Annotated in this window: 23 protein-coding genes and 1 pseudogene; 19 read left to right on the top strand and 5 right to left on the bottom strand. The window is 65.1% G+C overall.

The features are described 5' to 3' along the window. The 5 genes from A0J57_RS10285 to A0J57_RS10265 all read left to right on the top strand — a co-directional run. Positions 1 to 188: HK97 family phage prohead protease (locus tag A0J57_RS10285; protein ID WP_201030931.1), on the top strand; the 188-nt coding region annotated here is incomplete at its 5' end. Between the two features lie 128 nt (positions 189 to 316). Beyond that, on the top strand, positions 317 to 1,429 hold the full coding sequence (locus A0J57_RS10280) for a phage major capsid protein (RefSeq protein WP_061935520.1): 1,113 nt from the start codon (positions 317 to 319) through the stop codon (positions 1,427 to 1,429). Positions 1,430 to 1,553: 124 nt separating this feature from the next. Then, positions 1,554 to 2,039: a phage head-tail connector protein gene (locus A0J57_RS10275; protein WP_044662598.1), complete on the top strand. Its 486-nt coding sequence runs from the start codon at positions 1,554 to 1,556 to the stop codon at positions 2,037 to 2,039. Positions 2,040 to 2,058: 19 nt separating this feature from the next. Beyond that, positions 2,059 to 2,262 carry a hypothetical protein gene (locus A0J57_RS10270; protein ID WP_061935492.1) on the top strand — a complete coding sequence of 68 codons (204 nt, stop codon included), beginning with the start codon at positions 2,059 to 2,061 and terminating at the stop codon, positions 2,260 to 2,262. Further along, positions 2,259 to 2,654, top strand: coding sequence for a DUF3168 domain-containing protein (locus A0J57_RS10265; protein WP_048578077.1), 396 nt, complete (start codon positions 2,259 to 2,261; stop codon positions 2,652 to 2,654). The genes A0J57_RS10270 and A0J57_RS10265 overlap by 4 nt, the downstream gene beginning before the upstream one ends. Before the next feature lie 202 nt (positions 2,655 to 2,856). Here the strand turns inward: A0J57_RS10265 and A0J57_RS10260 are convergent, their stop codons facing one another. Beyond that, positions 2,857 to 3,186, bottom strand: coding sequence for a hypothetical protein (locus A0J57_RS10260; RefSeq protein WP_025552306.1), 330 nt, complete (start codon positions 3,184 to 3,186; stop codon positions 2,857 to 2,859). A 58-nt stretch (positions 3,187 to 3,244) separates the two neighbouring features. On the opposite strand from A0J57_RS10260, the gene A0J57_RS10255 reads away from it, so the two are divergent. The 8 genes and pseudogenes from A0J57_RS10255 (at position 3,245) to A0J57_RS10220 (ending at position 8,279) form a co-directional block, all read left to right on the top strand. Beyond that, complete coding sequence (locus A0J57_RS10255; protein WP_025552304.1) at positions 3,245 to 3,652, top strand: phage tail tube protein; 408 nt, start codon at positions 3,245 to 3,247, stop codon at positions 3,650 to 3,652. Continuing rightward, positions 3,649 to 3,975 (top strand): gene transfer agent family protein, encoded by a 327-nt coding sequence (locus tag A0J57_RS10250; protein ID WP_235600835.1) that lies wholly within the window; start codon positions 3,649 to 3,651, stop codon positions 3,973 to 3,975. The genes A0J57_RS10255 and A0J57_RS10250 overlap by 4 nt, the downstream gene beginning before the upstream one ends. Next, the gene (locus tag A0J57_RS10245) at positions 3,972 to 4,169 is read left to right on the top strand and encodes a phage tail assembly chaperone (RefSeq protein WP_061935489.1); all 198 of its coding nucleotides are present in this window, start codon (positions 3,972 to 3,974) and stop codon (positions 4,167 to 4,169) included. The genes A0J57_RS10250 and A0J57_RS10245 overlap by 4 nt, the downstream gene beginning before the upstream one ends. Before the next feature lie 82 nt (positions 4,170 to 4,251). Next, positions 4,252 to 4,794, top strand: a complete 543-nt coding sequence (locus A0J57_RS10240; RefSeq protein WP_061935486.1) for a hypothetical protein — start codon at positions 4,252 to 4,254, stop codon at positions 4,792 to 4,794. Then, positions 4,791 to 5,936, top strand: a pseudogene (locus tag A0J57_RS10235) (TIGR02217 family protein); the annotation flags it as partial. The gene A0J57_RS10240 and the pseudogene A0J57_RS10235, both read left to right, overlap by 4 nt. A gap of 19 nt (positions 5,937 to 5,955) precedes the next feature. Continuing rightward, a complete protein-coding gene (locus A0J57_RS10230; protein ID WP_235600834.1) occupies positions 5,956 to 6,156 on the top strand; it encodes a hypothetical protein in 201 nt (66 codons plus the stop codon). Positions 6,157 to 6,346: 190 nt separating this feature from the next. Continuing rightward, on the top strand, positions 6,347 to 7,369 hold the full coding sequence (locus A0J57_RS10225) for an OmpA family protein (protein ID WP_061935483.1): 1,023 nt from the start codon (positions 6,347 to 6,349) through the stop codon (positions 7,367 to 7,369). Between the two features lie 361 nt (positions 7,370 to 7,730). Continuing rightward, positions 7,731 to 8,279 carry a superoxide dismutase family protein gene (locus A0J57_RS10220; RefSeq protein WP_048578083.1) on the top strand — a complete coding sequence of 183 codons (549 nt, stop codon included), beginning with the start codon at positions 7,731 to 7,733 and terminating at the stop codon, positions 8,277 to 8,279. 31 nt (positions 8,280 to 8,310) lie between these two features. Here the strand turns inward: A0J57_RS10220 and thpR are convergent, their stop codons facing one another. Continuing rightward, complete coding sequence (thpR, locus tag A0J57_RS10215; protein WP_061935480.1) at positions 8,311 to 8,859, bottom strand: RNA 2',3'-cyclic phosphodiesterase; 549 nt, start codon at positions 8,857 to 8,859, stop codon at positions 8,311 to 8,313. 120 nt (positions 8,860 to 8,979) lie between these two features. Between thpR and A0J57_RS10210 the strand changes: the two genes are divergently transcribed. Further along, complete coding sequence (locus A0J57_RS10210) at positions 8,980 to 9,717, top strand: Bax inhibitor-1/YccA family protein (RefSeq protein WP_025548846.1); 738 nt, start codon at positions 8,980 to 8,982, stop codon at positions 9,715 to 9,717. 71 nt (positions 9,718 to 9,788) lie between these two features. Here A0J57_RS10210 and A0J57_RS10205 read toward each other — a convergent pair whose 3' ends face one another. From A0J57_RS10205 to A0J57_RS25270, 3 genes are all read right to left on the bottom strand, one after another. Continuing rightward, positions 9,789 to 10,418, bottom strand: coding sequence for a glutathione S-transferase family protein (locus tag A0J57_RS10205; protein WP_061935478.1), 630 nt, complete (start codon positions 10,416 to 10,418; stop codon positions 9,789 to 9,791). A gap of 216 nt (positions 10,419 to 10,634) precedes the next feature. Further along, positions 10,635 to 12,953: an ATP-dependent Clp protease ATP-binding subunit ClpA gene (clpA, locus tag A0J57_RS10200; RefSeq protein WP_044662585.1), complete on the bottom strand. Its 2,319-nt coding sequence runs from the start codon at positions 12,951 to 12,953 to the stop codon at positions 10,635 to 10,637. Positions 12,954 to 13,110: 157 nt separating this feature from the next. Continuing rightward, a complete protein-coding gene (locus A0J57_RS25270) occupies positions 13,111 to 13,308 on the bottom strand; it encodes a DUF1192 domain-containing protein (protein WP_044662584.1) in 198 nt (65 codons plus the stop codon). Positions 13,309 to 13,405: 97 nt separating this feature from the next. On the opposite strand from A0J57_RS25270, the gene A0J57_RS10190 reads away from it, so the two are divergent. From A0J57_RS10190 to A0J57_RS10170, 5 genes are all read left to right on the top strand, one after another. Beyond that, on the top strand, positions 13,406 to 14,422 hold the full coding sequence (locus tag A0J57_RS10190) for an NAD(P)H-quinone oxidoreductase (protein ID WP_061935472.1): 1,017 nt from the start codon (positions 13,406 to 13,408) through the stop codon (positions 14,420 to 14,422). Between the two features lie 336 nt (positions 14,423 to 14,758). Next, positions 14,759 to 15,622, top strand: coding sequence for a UDP-2,3-diacylglucosamine diphosphatase (locus A0J57_RS10185; RefSeq protein ID WP_025548852.1), 864 nt, complete (start codon positions 14,759 to 14,761; stop codon positions 15,620 to 15,622). Positions 15,623 to 15,636: 14 nt separating this feature from the next. Beyond that, positions 15,637 to 16,665, top strand: coding sequence for a glycosyltransferase family 1 protein (locus tag A0J57_RS10180; protein WP_061935455.1), 1,029 nt, complete (start codon positions 15,637 to 15,639; stop codon positions 16,663 to 16,665). Positions 16,666 to 16,791: 126 nt separating this feature from the next. Continuing rightward, complete coding sequence (locus A0J57_RS10175; RefSeq protein ID WP_025548854.1) at positions 16,792 to 17,475, top strand: DUF1013 domain-containing protein; 684 nt, start codon at positions 16,792 to 16,794, stop codon at positions 17,473 to 17,475. A 137-nt stretch (positions 17,476 to 17,612) separates the two neighbouring features. Continuing rightward, positions 17,613 to 19,319 carry a long-chain fatty acid--CoA ligase gene (locus A0J57_RS10170; protein ID WP_044662582.1) on the top strand — a complete coding sequence of 569 codons (1,707 nt, stop codon included), beginning with the start codon at positions 17,613 to 17,615 and terminating at the stop codon, positions 19,317 to 19,319. Positions 19,320 to 19,329: the final 10 nt, after the last annotated feature.

Here is a 19,329-nt window from a genome sequence, read left to right as displayed (position 1 = left end):
ATAAGAGACAGGGGCGGGAGGCGGGTCGCGCGCTTCGGGAGAAGGCGGTGGACGGGTTGTCCTTTGGCTATCGGGTGCGGGAGGCGAGAGGGGTTTCGCCCCGGGAATTGCTGGAGCTGGAGGTGGTGGAGGTGAGCGTCGTCACGCATCCGATGCAGGATCTGGCTCGGGTGATTGCGGTGGAATAGGGGGCCTTACCCCTCATCCAACTTCGCCTAGGCGGCTTTGCCGCCAAGGCTTCGTATCCTTCTCCCACAAGGGGAGAAGGAGCTGTTCGGGCGGTCCGGTGGGCCGCCCTTTTTCGTGGGAGTGGTGGATGACGGATCAATTGGATGCGAGCTTTGACGTGATGGCGCAGGGTGAGCGCATCGCCGGGCTGGAAAGTGAGGTCGCGGCGTTGAGGGGGGCGCTGCTGGTTCAGCAGAGGCCCGCGCTGGATGGCGTGAAGGGCGGGGCGGTCGACCCGCATCGGGCCGCCTTCGTCGAGCGCTATGTGCGGCAGGGGCTGGAGGCCGGGGTCGAGCTCAAGAGCTTTTCCGGCGCTTCGGGCGCGGCGGGCGGCTATGCGGTGCCGCGGGAGATCGACCAGATCATCGGCGCGACGCAGAAGGCGATTTCGCCCATCCGGTCGATCGCCAATGTCGTGCGGACGGGGACGGCGGGCTATCGCAAGCTGGTGACGTCGGGCGGCATCGTGTCCGGCTGGGCCAGCGAGACGGGCGCGCGGGCGGAGACGGCGACGCCGAGCTTCAACGAGATCGTGCCGCCTTCGGGCGAGCTCTACGCCAATCCGGCGGCGAGCCAGGCGATGCTGGACGATGCGCAGTTCGACGTCGAGGGCTGGCTGGCCGGGGAGATCGCCCGCGAGTTCGCGGCGGCGGAGGGCGCGGCCTTCATCAACGGCAATGGGACGAACAAGCCCAAGGGCTTCCTGACCTATACGACGACCAATGAGGCGGACAGCGTGCGCGCCTTCGGGTCGCTGCAATATGTGGCGTCGGGGGCTTCGGGGGCCTTTGCCGCTTCGGGGCAGGACAGGCTGATCGACCTGGTGCAGGCGTTGCGCGCGCCCTATCGCCAGGGGGCCTGCTTCGTGATGAATTCGGCCACGCTGTCGGTCATCCGCAAGATGAAGACCAGCGACGGGGCGTTCATCTGGCAGCCTTCGCTGAGCGCGGGGCAGCCGGCGACGCTGTTGGGCTATCCGGTGGTCGAGGCCGAGGACATGCCGGACATTGCGGCGGGTTCGCTGTCGATCGCGTTCGGCAATTTCCAGGCGGGCTATGTGATTTCCGAACGCAGCGAGACCAGCATCCTGCGCGATCCGTTCAGCAACAAGCCGTTCGTGCATTTCTATGCGGTGAAGCGGATCGGCGGGGCCGTGGCCAATTCGGAGGCGATCAAGCTGATGAAGTTCGCGGCTTCCTGATCACCCCTCATCCAACTTCGCCTAAGCGGCCTTGCCGCTAAGGCTGCGTATCCTTCTCCCACAAGGGGAGAAGGAAAGACTGGGGGCGTCCTGCGGGGCGTCCCCTTTTTTGGTGGGAGGGGCCATGTTGGCGGATCTCAAGGCCTGGTTGCGGATCGGGTCGGATGATGAGGATGGCGTGCTGGAGCGGCTTTTGGGAAGCGCTTCGGGGCTTTGCGAGCAGTTTATCGGGCAGTGGCTGGTGGTGCGGGAGGCGTCGGAGACGGTCGTCGCGGACGGGAGCTGGCAGAGGCTGACGGCGCGGCCGGTGGTGGCGATCGAGGGGGTGGAGGCGGCCGGCGTGGCGCTGGCGCCGGAGGCCCATGCGATCGACATCGATGCTTCCGGCGATGGCTGGGTGCGGGCGCGGCCGGTCGATGGGCCGGGGGAGGTCGTGGTGCGCTATCGCGCGGGGCTGGCGGTCGATGAGGATGCGCTGCCCGAAGCGATCCGGCAGGGGATCGTGCGGCTGGCGGCGGAGCATTTCGCGGCGCGGGGCGGGGACGTGGCGACGCCGCCCGCCGTGGTGAGCGCGCTGTGGCGGCCATGGCGGCGGATGCGGCTGGCATGAGCATGAGGGGGCGGTGGGCATGAGGGGATGGCTGGGCGCGCTGGTCGAGGCGCGGATGGAGGCGCGGCGGCGGGGGATTGCCGCGGCTCTGGCGGCGGCCGGCGTGGAGGCGCAGGTCGAGGGTGAGGCGGTGCGGCTGTCCGGGCGCGGGCTGAAGGCGCGGTGGATGGGCGATCTGGCGCTGCGGGAAGCGGTGCGGCATTCGGGAAGGGGGCGGCGATGAGCGCGGAGGTGGCGGTGCGTGGAGCCGTGGTTGCGGCCCTGCGTGGGGATGCCGTCTTGATGGCGGGGGTGAACGGGCTGTTCGACGGCGCGCCGGGACGGGCCAGCGCGCCCTATGGGGTGGTGGGGGACTGCATCGCGCTGGATTGGGGCGCGAAGGATGTGGAGGGGCGGGAACTGACCGTGGCGGTCAGCCTGTTCGACGTGGGGGAGGCGCCTGCGCGGCTGGGCGGCCTGCTGGAGCGCGTGGATGCGGCGATGCGGGCGCTGGGGCCGGTGGAGGGCTGGCGGGTCGTTGGCGCGCGGCTGGTGCGGTCCCGCGTGGCGCGGACGGCGGCGCGGGACGGGTGGCAGGCCCTGGCGGATTATCGGGTGCGGGTGGTGCGGGCTTAGAGCCAATCGACATTCAGCCCTGACGGCCTGCAAATGACGCTTTTCCGTGCTTCCGGTGCTCACCTACTTTGAGTACGCTGCGCTCCGGGTCACGGAAAACCATCATTTTACCTTCGGTGGTCTTCGGCTCGGCTCGTCATCATCTGAATGTCGATTGGCTCTAGCCGAGGCGGCCCGTCGGCGTCGCGGGGAAGGGGTGGAGTTAGCTGCCCGGCTTCGAATAGTCTTCATATTCTCCGACGATCTTGTCCCGATATTCGCTGATCTGGTCGTCGGCGTCCGATTGCGCGTCCTTGTCCGACATGCCGCTCGACTTGTCGTCGGCGACGATGGCGGCGCGGAAGGCGGCTTCCTTGGCGCCGCATTCGCTCTTCAGCGCGGACTGGAAATCGCCGAGCGACAGTTTCTTGTCGATGGCGGGTTGAATCTGTTTCGACAGGCACTGCGAATAGTCCTTGCGGCCAGTGCCGACATCGACGCCGCCCTGCGGAGCGGCGGCCAGCAACAGCATCAGGGGGGCGGTGACGAACATAGGGGGCCTCTCTCCAAATCCCGAATCTTGCACGGTTTATCGTAGAGGAGAATGCGCCATGGGCGTGGAAAAAGGAAGCGCGTTTCTGTTGAAAATAGGCGATGGCGGGGCGCCTGCGGCCTATGCGACCGTGGCCGGGATGCGGACCACGCAACTGTCCGTCAACGGCGAGGCGGTGAACGTCACGCACAAGGGATCGGGCGGCTGGCGCGAGCTGCTGTCGGGTGCGGGCGTGCGATCCGTCAGCGTGTCGGCGGCGGGCATATTCACCGGATCGGCGGCGGAGGTGCGGCTGCGCAACCATGCGCTGGCCGGGACCATCGAGGATTATGAGCTGAGCTTCGAAAGCGGCGAGAAGATGCGCGGGCGCTTTCTGGTGACGCGGCTGGACTATGCCGGGGATTATAATGGCGAGCGCAACTATGCGCTGAGCCTGGAAAGTTCCGGGCCGGTGGTGTCGCTGTGAGCGGGGCGAATGGCGCCCCAGCTAACGGTGCCCGGGGCGAGGCTGCGCTGGAACTGGGTGGGGAGCGCCTTGTGCTGCGGCCCAGTTTCGCGGCTTTGGTGGCGGCTGAGGAGGAATTGGGGCCGTTGTTCGCGCTGGTGGAGCGGGCGGCGGACGGGAAGCTGTCGCTGGGCGAGATGGCCGGGCTGTTCTGGCATTGCCTGGCGGAGCCGCCGGCCGGCTTGACGCGGGAGGCTTTGGGCGAGGCGATCGTGGCGGCGGGGCTGGCGAAGCTGACGCCGGTTCTGCGCGGGATACTCGGGCAGATTTTGGGGGGACGATGAGCTTTTTCAAATCGGCGGCGCGGCTGGCAGGGGTCGCGGGGTGGTTGCTGGGGTGGCGGCCGGAGGAGTTCTGGCGGTCGACGCCTGCGGAACTGGAGAGCGTGTTGCGGGCGGCTCATGGGGATGAGGACGAGGCGCGCGTGGGGATGGATCGCGGGGAGTTGGAGAGGTTGCGGGCTGGGATGCCGGATTGAGGTTGGAATGTGGGGCTTTCCCCTCCCCCAAACCCCTCCCTGAAGGGAGGGGCTTTTTCTTTTCGGTTGCGAGGTGAGAGGGATGGACGAGGAGATCGACAATCTGGTCGTGCGGGTGCGGGCGGACAGGCAGGGTTTTGCGCGGGATGTCGAGGCCATGCGGGGGGAGCTGGAAGGGCCTCTTGCGACGGGAGCGGAGCGGGCCGGGCGGCGGATCGAGCAGGGGTTGTTGCGGGCGGTGCGGACCGGGCAGTTCGGTTTCGAGGAGCTGAAGGCCATTGCGCTGCGGGTGCTGGACGACATTGCGGCCAGCGCCTTGCGGGCCGGGATGAACGGCATCGGGGGCGATGGCGGGCTGATCGGGCTGGCGGCGTCCGTGTTGGGCTTGCCGGGACGCGCTACCGGCGGGCCGGTGGCGCCGGGGCGCGCCTATGTCGTGGGGGAGCGGGGGCCGGAGGTCTTTGTGCCCACCGCAAGCGGGCAGATTGTTCCCCATGGCGGTGGTGGCGCGCGGGATGTGCGGGTGAGCATCGCGGTGCAGGGGCAGGGGGCGGATAGCGCCCGATTGCTGGCGCGCAGCGCGCGGCAGGTGGCCCGGGCGGTCAGGGGGGCGATAAGCGGATGAGTAGACTGGCTTACTGGCTGGCCGATGCGCGGCGGGGGCAGGAGGCGCGGTTCATGAAGCGGTTCGCGCCGACGCACTGGACCGTCAATTTTCCCCGGCCGATGATGGCGGGTGTCGTCACCACCGCGCCGGACGCGCTTCGGGTGGATGCCGTCTTTTACGGGTCCGGGGATCTGGCGGGGCTGATCTGGGAGGCGGAGGACAAGTGGAGCCATGCCCTGCTGGCCTATGAGACGGATCGGGATTTTCGCGATTGCGTGCTGCGCTTCCGCTGGCGGAGCGGAGGGTTGCGGCGACTGGACCAGACGCATGGGCCGACGCTGACCATCGAGGGGAGGGACGCGGCGGGGCATGCGCGGGCCTGGTATGTGCGCTTGTGGAACTATGCGAGCGGCGGGCCGGAAGATGCTGTGATCACACTGGATTTTTCCGCGATCAGGAGCGGATTCCTGTTGAGCGAAGGGGAAGAGGTCTGGGCAGGCGATGTGGACCGGATGTTCATCTCGCTCGCCGCGCCCGGTTACGATGCGGGGAGCGCCGCCTTTGCCGGCGGGGTCGAGGGGTGGTGCGAGCTTTCCGACATGCGCTGCGACGGGGCCGGGTCGGTGCTGCGCGTGGGCGATGCGGTGCTGCCCGAACATGGGCTGTCGATGGCGACCGGCTATGACGACTGCTTCAACCAGACGCCGGAGCGGATCGTCGCGTCGATCCATGCGCTGGGCTATCGCGGGGACATCAACCATTATGTCGGGATGAGCCATTATTTCCGGCTGGAACCGCTGGGTGGCGGATTTTACATCAGTCTGGCCGGCGGGGTGCTGAACGCGCCATGCGCCGCCTGGCATGCCGATTTCGCGCGGCGGGCGAAGGCGCTGGGGCTGGGGGTGATCTGGTCGCTTTCCTATGAATTGTTCGACGCGCATTGCTGGAACGACTGGAAGCAGCGGGCGGAGGATGGGGCGCCCGCGCTGACGGACTGGTCGCCGCCCTCCACCCTGCTTTCCCCTGCGCATGACGGGGCGATGAGCTATTTGCGGCTGGTGGCAGGGGCCTTTGTTTCCATTGGGTTGGCGGCTGGACTTGAGATCGGATTTCAGGTGGGTGAGCCTTGGTGGTGGGTGATGCCCGCCGACGGGCGCATCCGGTTCAGCGATCCCTTCGATGACCGCAGTTGACGGCGCGCGCTGGGAGGATTCCGCCGTGCGGGCAGATGGCTTCTATGTCGGTGGGCAGCGGGTCGTGGGCGCGGCCGTGGCGGCCGTCGCCAATCCGGCGGGCGGCGCCATAGTCGACGTGGAGGCGCGTTCGGCCCTTGCCGCAATTCTGGGCGCGCTGCGGACACATGGACTGATCGCGAGCTGATCCTGCTGTGACTTTCGCTGTGTCCGCCTTTTACCAGAATTGCCCTTTCGAATTAGGAGCCAACGGAAGGCGACAGGGTTAACTGCGTTATTTTTGCAACAGTTTTGCCAATTGTGGACTTGCCATGAAACTTTCTACCCGATACAGGGTTTCAGCAGTCCTTCGTGACACTTTTGAAAGGGGAATTCAGATGCGGAAGCTTGCCCTCGCGGCTGTGCTTGCGACCAGCGCCCTGGCCACCCCGGCCCTGGCGCGTGACAATAGCTGGTATATCGGTATCGATTCCGGCGTTGTTCTCGTCGAAGATCAGGACATCACCTTCACCCCCGGCAATGGCGGCGCTGCCAGCAACACGGTTGCCGGCGTGGACTACCACAAGGGCTTCGATGGTGACGCCAATATCGGTTATGACTTCGGCGGTTTCCGTCTGGAGGCCGAGGCCGCTTACAAGCGCGCCAAGGTGGATCTGGACAAGAGCGGCTTCGGCGGTTCGGCTTCGGCTCTGTCGTTCATGCTGAACGGCTTGCTGGACTTCGGTCCCGATGACGGCCTGCAGGGCTTCGTCGGCGGCGGTGTCGGCGTTTCGCGCGGCAAGCTGGCCAACGATCTGGTGAACGATTCCGACACCGGCTTCGCCTGGCAGGCGCTGGCTGGCGTTCGCTATCCGCTGACCAACAATGTCGACGTCTCGCTGAAGTATCGCTTCTTCAACCAGGACGACATCAAGCTGATCCCGGCCTACACCACCATCGGTGGCCCCGCCGGCTCGTCGGTCGACACCAAGCTGCGCACCCACAGCCTGCTGCTGGGCCTGACCTACAACTTCGGTGGTGAACCGGCTGCTCCGCCGCCGGTGGCTGAGTGCAGCCCTGGGCCGTACATCGTCTTCTTCGAATGGGACAAGTCGGACATCACGCCTGACGCCGCCACCATTCTGGACAATGCGGTTTCGGCCTACAGCAACTGCGGCAGCGCGCAGGTCATGCTGGCGGGTTATGCGGACCGTTCGGGTTCGGCCTCGTACAACGTCGGTCTGTCCCAGCGTCGCGCCGATGCCGTCAAGGCATATATCTCGTCGAAGGGCATTCCTGACGGCGTGATCACGACCCAGGCGTTCGGTGAATCGAACCCCCGCGTCGAAACCGCCGACGGCGTCCGCGAACTGCAGAACCGTCGCGTGGAAATCACCTACGGTCCGGGTTCGGGTCAGTAAGATTTTCCATCCTTCGGGATGGGAAGGGATCGAGGGGCTGGTCGAGAGACCGGCCCCTTTTTCCATGCGGTTTGTACAGGGACGGCCGCGAACTCGCCTGTAGCGGGCTTCGGACCAAATCGGGGAAGGTGCTGTTCAGCCCGGCCAGCCTCTGGTGCTGCCAATGCAGTGCGGAAGTTGCGTGCAACGGATTGGCCCCTGGCGAACCCCTGTCTTGCTCGAGCGCCCTTGGAGGAGCGGCTTGTGCCCTCCGGCCCGGGGCATGATCGGGATGAAAAGCGGTGACATTTCGGATCGCTTAGGCAACAAAGACCGTCATGTTGCGTTCGCCTAGCAGCGTTCTTCTCGGAGTTGGTTCATCATGAAAATTGCCGCAATTCTTCTGGCATTGCCGATGGCTGCCCTGGCATCGGCCTGTGCGACCGGGTCGTCGGGGACGGCCCCTGCAAGCGACGCCGCCGCGCCCGTGGCCCATGCGAAGCTGCTGGCCGCGGACGGATCGCCGCGCGGAGAGGCGACGGTGACGCAGGCGACCGATGGCCTGCATGTGCTGGTGCGCGCGCAAGGGCTGACGCCGGGCATGCATGCCGTGCATATCCACGGCACCGGAACCTGCACGCCGCCCGATTTCACGAGCGCTGGCGGGCACTGGAATCCCACGGGTCACAAGCATGGCAAGGATAATCCTGCGGGCATGCACATGGGCGATATGCCGAACATGATCGCCGGCGCCGACGGTTCGGGCGAAATGGAATATGTCATCCCCGGCGGAACCATCAGCGGAGGCGCGACGCCGCTGCTGGACGGCGACGGCGCGGCGTTGGTGATCCATGCGCAGGCGGACGACAACAAGACCGATCCTGCCGGCAATGCGGGTGGACGGGTGGCCTGCGGCGCGCTGTCGACCTGAATTCGCCGGGAACGCTTGCGACAATCGCGTCTTATTCGGGATCGTTCCTGTCCGCCCGATAGCGTTCGATCAAATGATAGGTCGAGCCGTTCTGGCTGAGATGGCTTTCATAGAGGGCGAACTCATCGACGGTGAATGGGGCGCTTGCCAGGCCGGCATGAAGGGCGATGAAGGCGTCCATCGGGCCGGCCGTGCGTCCGAAGCGGGCGAGGGTGATATGCGGCAGATAGCTGCGATCGTCCGGCGGCAGGCCCGCGGCGATGCAGGCGCGGTCCACTTTCCGATGAAGCCGGGCGAGGGGTGCGCGTGGCTCCATGCCTGCCCAGAGCGCGTTGACATGGCCCTTGCGGTCGAAGCAGCCCACGCCGGACAGTGCGGTCCGGAAGGGCGAAAAGCGGATATTCGCCAGCGCGTCGGCGACGTCATTGGCCTGATGGTGGTCGACCTCTCCAATGAAGCGCAGGGTGATGTGCAACTGGTCGTCGTCCTGCCAGCGCGCTCCGTTGATCCCGTTCATCAGGGCGATGAGGCCGGCGCGGATGTCGGCGGGCGGGCGTATGGCGACGAACAGGCGGTGCATCGCCTTCCTATAGCTGTTTCGCGGCGATAAGTCAGATTGCGCTCGCCGCTTGAATTGGAAGCGCGATAAGCCGATAATGAGGGAACCGGCCGCATGGATGCCGGTGAAGGAGAATATCTCATGGCCAATTGGTCCGATCCGCGTTCCGACGTTGCGGGTTTTGGCGGCACGACCGTTGCGCGCGGGGAGGCGTATGACGCTGGCCTGCGCAGCTATATGCTGTCGGTTTACAATTATATGGCGAGCGGCGTGCTGCTGACGGGCGTCGTCGCCATGCTGTTCGCCTCCAGCGGGTTTGCTTACCAGATCCTGGCCGGACCCGGCATATTGAAATATGTCATCATGTTCGCGCCGCTGCTGTTCGTGATGACGATGAGCTTTGGCATCAACCGTCTGTCGACCTTCGCGATGCAGGCGATGTTCTGGGCCTATGCCGCGGTGATGGGCCTGTCGCTCTCGTCCATCCTGCTGGTCTATACCGGCACGTCCGTTGCCCAGACCTTCTTCGCGACGGCGGCTGCCTTTGCGGGGCTGAGCCTCTGGGGCTATACGACGAAGCGCGACCTTTCGGGTTTCGGCACCTTCCTCATCATGGGTGTTGTCGGTCTGCTGGTCGCCAGCCTCATCAACCTGTTCCTGCGGTCGAGCGCCATGAATCTGGTGATCAGCTTCGTCGGCGTGCTGCTGTTTGCGGGTCTGACCGCTTATGACACGCAGAAGATCAAGAGCATCTATGCCTATGTCGCCGGGACGGACATGATGGGCAAGTCGGTGGTGATGGGGGCGCTGAACCTCTATCTCGACTTCATCAACATGTTCCTGTTCCTGCTGCGCTTCATGGGCAATCAGCGCAACTGAAGACGGCTTTAGCTGAAATAAGGGAAGGCCCGGCGAAGTGGTTCGCCGGGCCTTTCGCTTTGGGGAGTGCTTCAGGCGGGCTTCTGCATCTTTGCGATCAGGGCGTTGTCCAGTTCCTTTTGCCGCTTATAGGCCGGGCGCTCGCGCAGGCGCGCCGCATAGGCTTCGAAGACGGGGCGGCTGGGGATCGAACCGAAGCTGAGGCCCCAATCGACCTGCGCTCCCACATAGACATCGGCGGCGGTGAACCGGTCGCCGCAAATCCAGGCTGGTCCGGAGACGGCGCGTTCCAGGGCATCGATCGCATGGTCGAACGTGCCATAGCCGGCCAGACGCTCGCGGCCTTCGGGAACGGCAAAACCGAGCGCCTTGTTGGTGATGGCGGCCTCCACCGGGCCGGCGGCGAAGAAGAGCCATCGATAATAGTCGGCGCGACCATCGGTGGCGGGCGCCAGGCCGGCGGCGGGAAAGGCATCGGCCAGATAGGCGCAGATGGCGGCGCATTCGGTCACCACCTTGCCTGCGTGGACGATGGCGGGAACCTTGCCCATCGGGTTGATCGCGAGGTAATCGGCCGACTTCATGCCGACGTCATAATCCAGCACGACGATGTCGTAGGGCTCTCCCACTTCCTCCAGCATCCAGCGGGCGATCTGCCCGCGCGACATCGGATTGGTGTAGAGGGTGATTTCGTTCGACATCGCGACTCTCCCGCATCTGGCGTGAGCCATCCTTGTGCCCGATGGAGAGCAATCCGCAAGTTCTCGCTTCGGCAGGCGGTCCAGCGGTTCGGGAGGCTTGATGCCGCAGGGAGGATCGGCCGCGCTGATCAGTGGCCGGTTTCTTCGGCAGGCCCGAATGATCAAGGGCGACCCCGAGGGGCCGCCCTTGTCATGATTGCCGATGATGGCGCTGTCTTACTTCGCCCGTTCCGCAGGCTTCGACTTGCCACCCTTCTTCCCCTTCTTGGGGGCGGCGGGGGTGATTTCGAAGGCGAGGGCGTCGTCCTTCAGCCGGACATGGACTTCGCCGCCATGCACCAGCTTGCCGAACAGCAGTTCCTCGGCCAGCGGCTGCTTGATCTTCTCCTGCATCAGGCGGCCCATCGGGCGGGCGCCATAGAGCTTGTCATAGCCGCGCTTGGTGAGCCAGGCCTTCGCCTCGTCGTCCAGGGTGATGTGGACGTCGCGGTCGGCCAGTTGCAGTTCCAGTTGCAGCACGAACTTGTCGATGACCCGCGCCACGATCTCCGGCGGCAGATAGCCGAAAGGTACAATGGCATCGAGGCGGTTGCGGAATTCGGGGGTGAAGAGCTTCTTCACCGCGTCCTCCTGCGCATCCTCGCGGGTCAGTTCGCCAAAGCCGATGCTTTCCTTCGCCATGTCCGACGCACCGGCATTGGTGGTCATGATGAGGATGGTGTTGCGGAAATCCACCGTCTTGCCGTGATGATCGGTGAGGCGGCCATTGTCCATCACCTGGAGCAGGATGTTGAACAGGTCTGGATGGGCCTTCTCGATCTCGTCCAGCAGCAGCACGCTATGCGGATTCTGGTCCACTGCATCGGTCAGCAGGCCGCCCTGGTCATAGCCGACATAGCCCGGAGGAGCGCCGATCAGGCGGCTGACCGAATGGCGTTCCATATATTCCGACATGTCGAACCGCTGGAGCGGAATGCCGAGCAGATGGGCGAGTTGCCGCGCAACCTCCGTCTTGCCGACGCCGGTGGGGCCGGAGAAGAGATAGTTGCCGATCGGCTTGTCGGGATCGCGCAGGCCCGCCCGCGACAGCTTGATCGCGGAGGACAGCACCTCGATCGCCCGGTTCTGGCCGAAGACGACGCGCTTGAGGTCGGTGTCGAGCGTTTCGAGAACCGACTTGTCGTCCGCCGAGACGGTCTTGGGAGGGATGCGGGCCATGGTTGCGATGACCTGCTCGATCTCCCTGGGGGTGATCGTCTTCTTGCGCTTGGACGGCACGACCAGCATCTGCATCGCGCCGACCTCATCGATCACGTCGATCGCCTTGTCCGGCAGCTTGCGGTCGTTGATGTAGCGCGCCGACAGTTCCACCGCCGCCTTGATCGCGTCGGGGGTGTATTTGACGTTGTGATGCTCCTCAAAGGCGCTGCGCAGCCCGGCGAGAATCTTGATCGTGTCCTCGACCGTGGGTTCGTTGACGTCGATCTTCTGGAACCGGCGCAGCAGGGCGCGGTCCTTCTCGAAATGGTTGCGGAACTCCTTGTAGGTGGTGGAGCCGATGCAGCGGATCGTGCCGCCCGACAGGGCAGGCTTCAGCAGGTTGGACGCATCCATCGCGCCGCCGCTGGTCGCGCCCGCGCCGATCACCGTGTGGATCTCATCGATGAAAAGAACTGCGTGCGGCATCTTCTCCAGCTCGGTGACGACCGCCTTCAGCCGCTCCTCGAAATCGCCGCGATAGCGGGTTCCGGCAAGCAGCGCGCCCATGTCGAGCGAGTAGATCACCGCTTCCTTGAGGACGTCGGGAACCTCGCCCTCCACGATCTTGCGCGCCAAGCCTTCCGCGATGGCGGTCTTGCCCACGCCCGGGTCGCCCACATAGAGCGGGTTGTTCTTCGACCGCCGGCACAGGATCTGGATGGTCCGGTCGACTTCGGAAGCGCGGCCGATCAGCGGGTCAACCTTGCCCCGCGCCGCCTTCTCATTGAGGTTGACGGTGAACTGCTCCAAGGCACTGTCCTTCTTGCCCTTGCTGTCCTGCGCCTTCTTCTCCTCCTCCTGAGCGCCCTTGGTTTCGCGCGGTTCAGGGGCGGCCGTGCCCTTGCCGACGCCGTGGCTGATGTAGCTGACGGCATCCAGGCGGCTCATATCCTGCTGCTGGAGGAAGTAGACGGCATAACTTTCCCGCTCGGAGAAAAGCGCGACGAGCACATTGGCTCCCGTCACTTCATCCTTTCCGGAGGATTGGACATGCAGGATCGCGCGCTGGACCACCCGCTGGAAGCCGCTGGTGGGGGAGGGGTCGCTTGCACCCTCCACCTTCAGGCTGTCGAGTTCGGTATCCAGATATTGCGTCACCGCGTCGGAAAGTTCGCCAAGCTCCACGCCGCAGGCCTGCATCACCTTCGACGCATGTTCGTCGTCGATCAGCGCGAGCAGCAGATGCTCCAGCGTCGCATATTCGTGACGACGCTCCGATGCGTGGGTCAGCGCATTATGCAGGGTGGTTTCAAGGGCGGGTGCGAAAGATGGCATGTCTCTTATACTCCTGACCCCCAATGAGGGGCTGTCTTGAACCATATGTCGGCATTGCTCGACGGCGGATCAAGATGGGCATCCTGACCGCCGGAATTGCCAGACTGCCCATGCCCGGTGAGACCCTTGTCGGAGTCGCGTGGGGCGGGGCGCGGGTTCATCGCTTGAATAACGCCTCGGCGCTTGCTTTGTGGTTAACGGCGTTTTCAATCCTGGATCGGGTGCGGGCGATTTCGCCCTGCAGCGCCGCGATGCGCGCTTCGAGATCGGCAACGGACAGCGGACCCAGATCCTGACGGATCAGCTGGGCCAGAGGATCATCGGCCTTTCGGGGCAGATCGTCTTCCATGTCCATGAATCGCAATGTTGACCCTGCGGGCCAGTCTGTCAATAAGGCCTGCATTCCGCCCGTCGATTTAGGTGCGGTGCAACATCTGCCGCGAGGGGCCGCAATGGCGATAGAGGGCGTGAAGCCGAACGACCTGCCGACGGAAATGACGGTGATCGGCATAGCGGTTCCCGGTGGGCCCGAGGCCCTGGTGCCGCAGCGGCGGCCGGTTCCTGTGCCCGGGCCCGACGAGGTGCTGATCAAGGTGGCGGCGGCCGGCGTCAACCGGCCCGACGTGATGCAGCGGCAGGGGAAATATCCGCCGCCGCCCGGCGCGCCCGACATTCCGGGGCTGGAGGTTTCCGGCATCATCGTCGCCGCGGGCGGGAGCGCGGAACTGTTGATCGGCCGGCGCGTCTGCGCGCTTTTGCCCGGCGGGGGCTATGCCGAATATGCGGTGGCGCCCGCCGGCCAGTGCCTGCCGGTGCCGGACGATTATGATCTGGTCGAGGCGGCGGCCCTGCCGGAAACCCTGTTCACCGTGTGGAGCAACCTGTTCGAGCGCGCCTATGTGGTGGAGGGCGATGTGGTGCTGGTCCATGGCGGCACGAGCGGCATCGGCACCATGGCGATCTCGCTCTGCAAGCTGTTCGACATCGGCGTCATCGTGACCTGTGGCAGCGATGAGAAATGCGAGCAGGCGAAGGCCTGGGGCGCCGATCATGCGATCAATTATCGCAGCCAGGATTTCGTCGAGGAAGTGAAGCGGATCACCGGCGGGCAGGGCGTGCAGGCGGTGCTGGACATGGTCGGCGGGGATTATCTGCCGCGCAACATCCAGTGTCTGGCGGAAGACGGGCGCCATGTGTCCATCGCGGTCATGGGCGGACCCAAGGCGGAGGTCTTCATTCCCGCGATCATGGGCAAGCGGCTGACGCTGACCGGATCGACGCTGCGCCCGCGCTCGGTGGCCTTCAAGAGCCTGGTGGCGGACGAGTTGATGCGGGTGGTGTGGGCTTTCATCGAGCAGGGCAGGCTGCGGCCGGCGATGGACATGCGCTTTCCGCTGGCGGAGGCGGCCGCCGCGCATGCGCGCATGGATGCGGGGGAGCATTTCGGGAAGATCGTGCTGACGGTTTGACGAGGGGGTGGGTCTGATTGGGGGTGGTAATCGAACACCCGCTTTATCCCTCTCCCCTGAGGGAGAGGGCTGCGCAGACTTGGCAGCTTGCTGCCTAGTCGCAGCGGGGTGAAGGCGTTGCGATCCATGGGATCACGCGGGCCGCAGGCCCGCTTCCCCCTCATCCAAATCAGCCTAGGCTCCTTCGTCGCCAAGGCTTCCTATCCTTCTCCCTCAAGGGAGAAGGAATGTCCTGCACTGGCCAAGACCGTAGCATTTCCGTCATATTCGCTGCGGAGTTGTAACATAGGGCGGCTATGGATTCGCTCCTGAGGGAAACAGCTCAGGGGTCGCATCATGAACGCCATCACTCGCCTGCCTTTCCTGGCGGAGTTGGACGATGGCGCCGACGACAAGTTCGCCATTCCCGAACGGGAAGGGAAGCGTCGCCGCTATCGCACGATCTGGATTTCGGACATTCACCTCGGCACGCGCGGCTGCAATGCGAGCATGCTGATCGACTTCCTCGACAGCGTCGACAGCGACACCATGTATCTGGTGGGCGACATCATCGACGGCTGGCGGCTGAAGAAGCGCTTCTATTGGCCCGCCGCGCATAATGATGTGGTCTGGCGGGTGATGAAGCGGGCCAAGCGCGGCACCCGCGTCGTCTACATCCCCGGCAATCATGACGAGATGTTCCGCCAGTTCACCGGCCTCAGCTTCGGCGGCGTCGAGATTCGGCGCAAGGCGATCCATGAGACCGCCGACGGCCGCAAGCTGCTGGTGCTGCACGGCGACGAGTTCGACACGATCATGCTTGCGCACCGCTGGCTGGCCTTTGTGGGCGACGCCGCCTATACCATGCTGATGCGCGTCAATGTCGTGGTGAACGCGGTGCGGCAACGCATGGGGCTGCCCTATTGGTCGCTCAGCAAGATGGCGAAGCACAAGGTCAAGAACGCCGTCGAGTTCATCTCCCGCTTCGAGGAGGTGGTGGCGCATGAGGCCGGTTCCCGCGGCGTCGACGGTGTCGTTTGCGGGCATATCCACAATGCGGAAATCCGCGAGATCGCGGGCGTCGAATATTATAATGACGGCGATTGGGTGGAGGGATGCACGGCGCTGGTCGAGCATTTCGACGGGCGCATGGAGGTGCTGCACTGGGCCGACGAGATCGCCGGGCGCGCCGCCGAAGAACCTTCCCGGATCGCGGCCTGACGGGAGGGCGAACGATGCGCGTGGCCATAGTCACCGACGCCTGGAGCCCGCAGGTGAACGGCGTCGTCCGCACGCTCCAGACCATGCAGGCGGAACTGGAGAAGATGGGGCATGAGGTGAAGCTGGTCTCGCCCGATCTCTTCGGCTCCATCCCCTGTCCGACCTATCCGGAAATCCGGCTGGCCTTCGCCCGTTCGAGCGTTGTGGGGCAGATGATCGCGGCTTTCCGTCCCGACGCGATCCATCTGGCGACGGAAGGGCCGCTTTGCCTGGCCGCACGGCGCTGGTGCCTGCGCAGCGGCATCCGCTTCACCACTGCCTATCATACGCATTTTCCGGATTATGTGGCGCAGCGCACCGGGCTGCCCGCGGCGTGGTTCTGGCGCTATATCCGCTGGTTCCATGGACCGGCCGAGGCGGTGCTGGTGTCGACCCGGTCCGTGCGGCGGCAATTGCGTGCCCATGGGCTGGCGCAGGTGCGTGCCTGGGGCAGGGGGGTGGACCTGGCCGCCTTCACGCCCATGGCGACGCCGCCCATCCTCTTTGCCGCTCTGCCGCGTCCGATCCAGCTCTATGTCGGCCGTGTCGCGGTCGAGAAGAATCTGGAAGCCTTCCTGGTCAGCGGCCATCCGGGCACGAAGGTCGTCGTCGGGGACGGTCCCGCCCGCGCCATGCTGGAAAGAACCTATCCGCAGGCGCATTTCCTGGGCCCCATGTTCGGGGCGGAACTGGCCGGCGCCTATGCCGGCGCCGACGTCTTCGTCTTTCCCAGCCGCACCGACACCTTCGGCCTGGTCATGATAGAGGCGCTGGCCTGCGGCACGCCGGTGGCGGCCTATCCCGTCACCGGCCCGGTCGACATCGTCACCCCGGAAAGCGGCGCCTTGTCGGACCGGCTGGAGGACGCCATCGCCGCAGCGCTCCTCTGCGACCGTCAGGCATGCGCCGCCTATGGCAAGAGCTTCAGTTGGGAACGCAGCGCGCGGGAATTCCTCACCGGTCTGCACAATATCGATCCCCAGGCGCTCGGCAGCGCGGCCTGACGCTTTTCCTTGCCCGGCGCGGCCGGATGCACTATCTCGGGTCGGGCGTGGCCGCCCTGCTTGGGCGGCCCTTGTCGTTTTTAAGCGCCGTTTCTATGCCGGAGAATTCCCGTGTCCCAGCCTCTCATGCCCCATGCGACAGCCAGTTGGCTGGTCGACAATACCGCGCTGAGCTTCGACCAGATTGCGGAGTTTTGCGGGCTGCATATCCTGGAAGTGCAGGCGATTGCCGACGATACCGCCGGCACCAAATATACCGGCCGCGATCCGGTGCGCGCCCATGAAATCACGATGGAGGAAATCCACAAGGGCGAGGCCAATCCGGACTATCGCCTGAAGATGCTGAAGGGCCCCGAGCCGGTCCGCCGCACCAAGGGACCGCGTTATACGCCGGTCAGCAAGCGTCAGGACAAGCCCGACGGCATCGCCTGGATCCTGCGCAACCATCCGGAAATTTCGGACGGCGCCATCGGCAAGCTGATCGGCACCACGCGCACCACCATCGCCGCGATCCGCGACCGCACGCACTGGAACATCTCCAACATCGTGCCCAAGGACCCGGTGACGCTGGGCCTCTGCTCGCAGCGGGAACTGGACGCGCTGGTGACGAAGGCGGCGAAGAAGGCGGGCATCGAGGCCCCCACCGATTCGCGTCTGGACGGCGATCGCGAGGCGCTGATCAACGAGCTGCGCCGGGAGCGCGAGGACGCCACCCGCCGCGCGGAAGAAGCGCTGAAGAGCGAGTCCGACCTGATTTCGGGCGCCGCGAAAATCCTCGATCCGTTCAGCGACAACAAGGGTCACGTCTGATGCCGTAACGTCAATCCGCCCCGTGCGGAGCGACGACGGCAGAGACCGGGAAAAGGGCCGCGCCTTGCCAAGGGCTGCGGCCCTTTTGCCGTGCTTTACGCTTGCGTAAAGGGAAGGCGTAACTTACACCTGTACAAATGGAGAGCAGCGAAAAAATCTGGAAAACCCGCTATAATCATCCCTCTGCCTGGGAGCAGACATTCCCGCCCCTGTCGATGGTGGAGATGGTGGCGAACAGCGCGGCGGCCAATCCGCAAGCGGTGATGATCGACTTCATGGGCCGCAAGACGAGCTATGGCGAAATGCTCCACAGCATCCGGCGGGTCGCCAGGGGATTGCAGGACATGGGCATAGAAAAGGGGGACCGGGTCGGTCTTTTCCTGCCCAATGTCCCTCATTATGTCGCGGCCTATTATGGCGCGATGATGGCCGGGGCGACGGTCGTCAACTATTCCCCCCTCTACACGGCCGCCGAGCTGGAACATCAGGTCGAGGATAGCGGGACGAAGATCCTCTTCACCCTGTCGGCCAAGGCATTGCTGCCCACCGCGCTGGAAGTGCTGGACAACAGCAGCCTGGAACGGCTGGTCGTCGGCTGCGTCGCGGAAGTCCTGCCGCCTGCCAAGTCGGTGCTGTTCCGGCTGTTCAAGCGCAAGGAGACGGTCGCGGTACCGCACGATCCGCGCCTTACCCATTATGCGGACCTGCTGCGCCATGGCGAAGACCCCGTGCCGGTCGCCATCGATCCGGAGCAGGACATCGCCCTGCTGCAATATACCGGCGGCACCACCGGCCGGCCCAAGGGCGCGATGCTGACCCATCAGAACCTGACCGCCAATGCGCGGCAGGTCCGCCTGATCGATCCGCATCCCGAAGCGCCCGACCGCATATTGGCGGTGCTGCCCTTCTTCCATGTCTTCGCCAATACATGCGTGCTCAACCGGACGGTGCTGAACGGCGGCGAGATGGTGATGCTGCCCCGTTTCGACGGCACGCAGGTTCTGGCTGCGCTGCAGCGGACCAGGGCGACCTCGCTGCCCGGCGTGCCCACCATGTACCAGGCTCTGCTGGATCATCCCGCGACGCCGAATATCGACTTCTCCTCCCTGCGCCTCTGCATTTCCGGCGGCGCGCCGCTGCCGCTGGAGGTCAAGCAGCGGTTCGAGGCGATGACGGGCTCCAAGCTGGTCGAGGGCTATGGCCTCACCGAAAGCAGCCCGGTCGTCTGCTCCAACCCCTATGAGGGCCTCAACAAGTCTGGCACGGTGGGGCAGCCGGTGCCCGGCACCCGCGTCAAGCTGGTCGACCGCGAGGACCCGACCCGTCCGCCGCCCGAGGGCGAACCGGGCGAACTGGTCTTTTCCGGGCCGCAGATCATGAAGGGCTATTGGCAGCGGCCGGACGCCGACGAGGAGGTTTTCGTCGACGGCTGGCTGCGCACAGGCGATGTCGGGCTGATCGACGAGGACGGCTATGTGAAGATCGTCGACCGGCTGAAGGACATGATCGCCGTCGGCGGGTTCAAGGTCTTCCCCAGCGAGGTCGAGAAGGTCCTCTACCACCATCCGGCGGTCAAGGAAGCGCTGGTGATCGGCATTCCCGACCATTATCGCGGCGAATGTCCGAAGGCCTTCGTCACCCTTCAGGAGGGCTCCGGGATCGACGGGGCCGCGCTCAAGGACTGGCTGAACCCGCAACTGGGCAAGCATGAGAAGGTGTGCGAGGTGGAGGTGCGCCTCAACCTGCCCAAGACGCTGGTCGGCAAGCTGTCCCGCAAGGAACTGGTGGCCGAGGAACGCGCCAAGGCGGAGGCGGCGATGCGGCAGACTGGAACCGCGGGCTGATCCTTCCTAT

It is taken from the genome of Sphingobium sp. 22B, assembly GCF_001580035.1.
Lineage (GTDB): Bacteria > Pseudomonadota > Alphaproteobacteria > Sphingomonadales > Sphingomonadaceae > Sphingobium > Sphingobium fuliginis.
The sequence above is the reverse complement of the archived record's forward strand: the minus strand, read 5'-3'. Positions and strand labels throughout refer to the sequence as shown.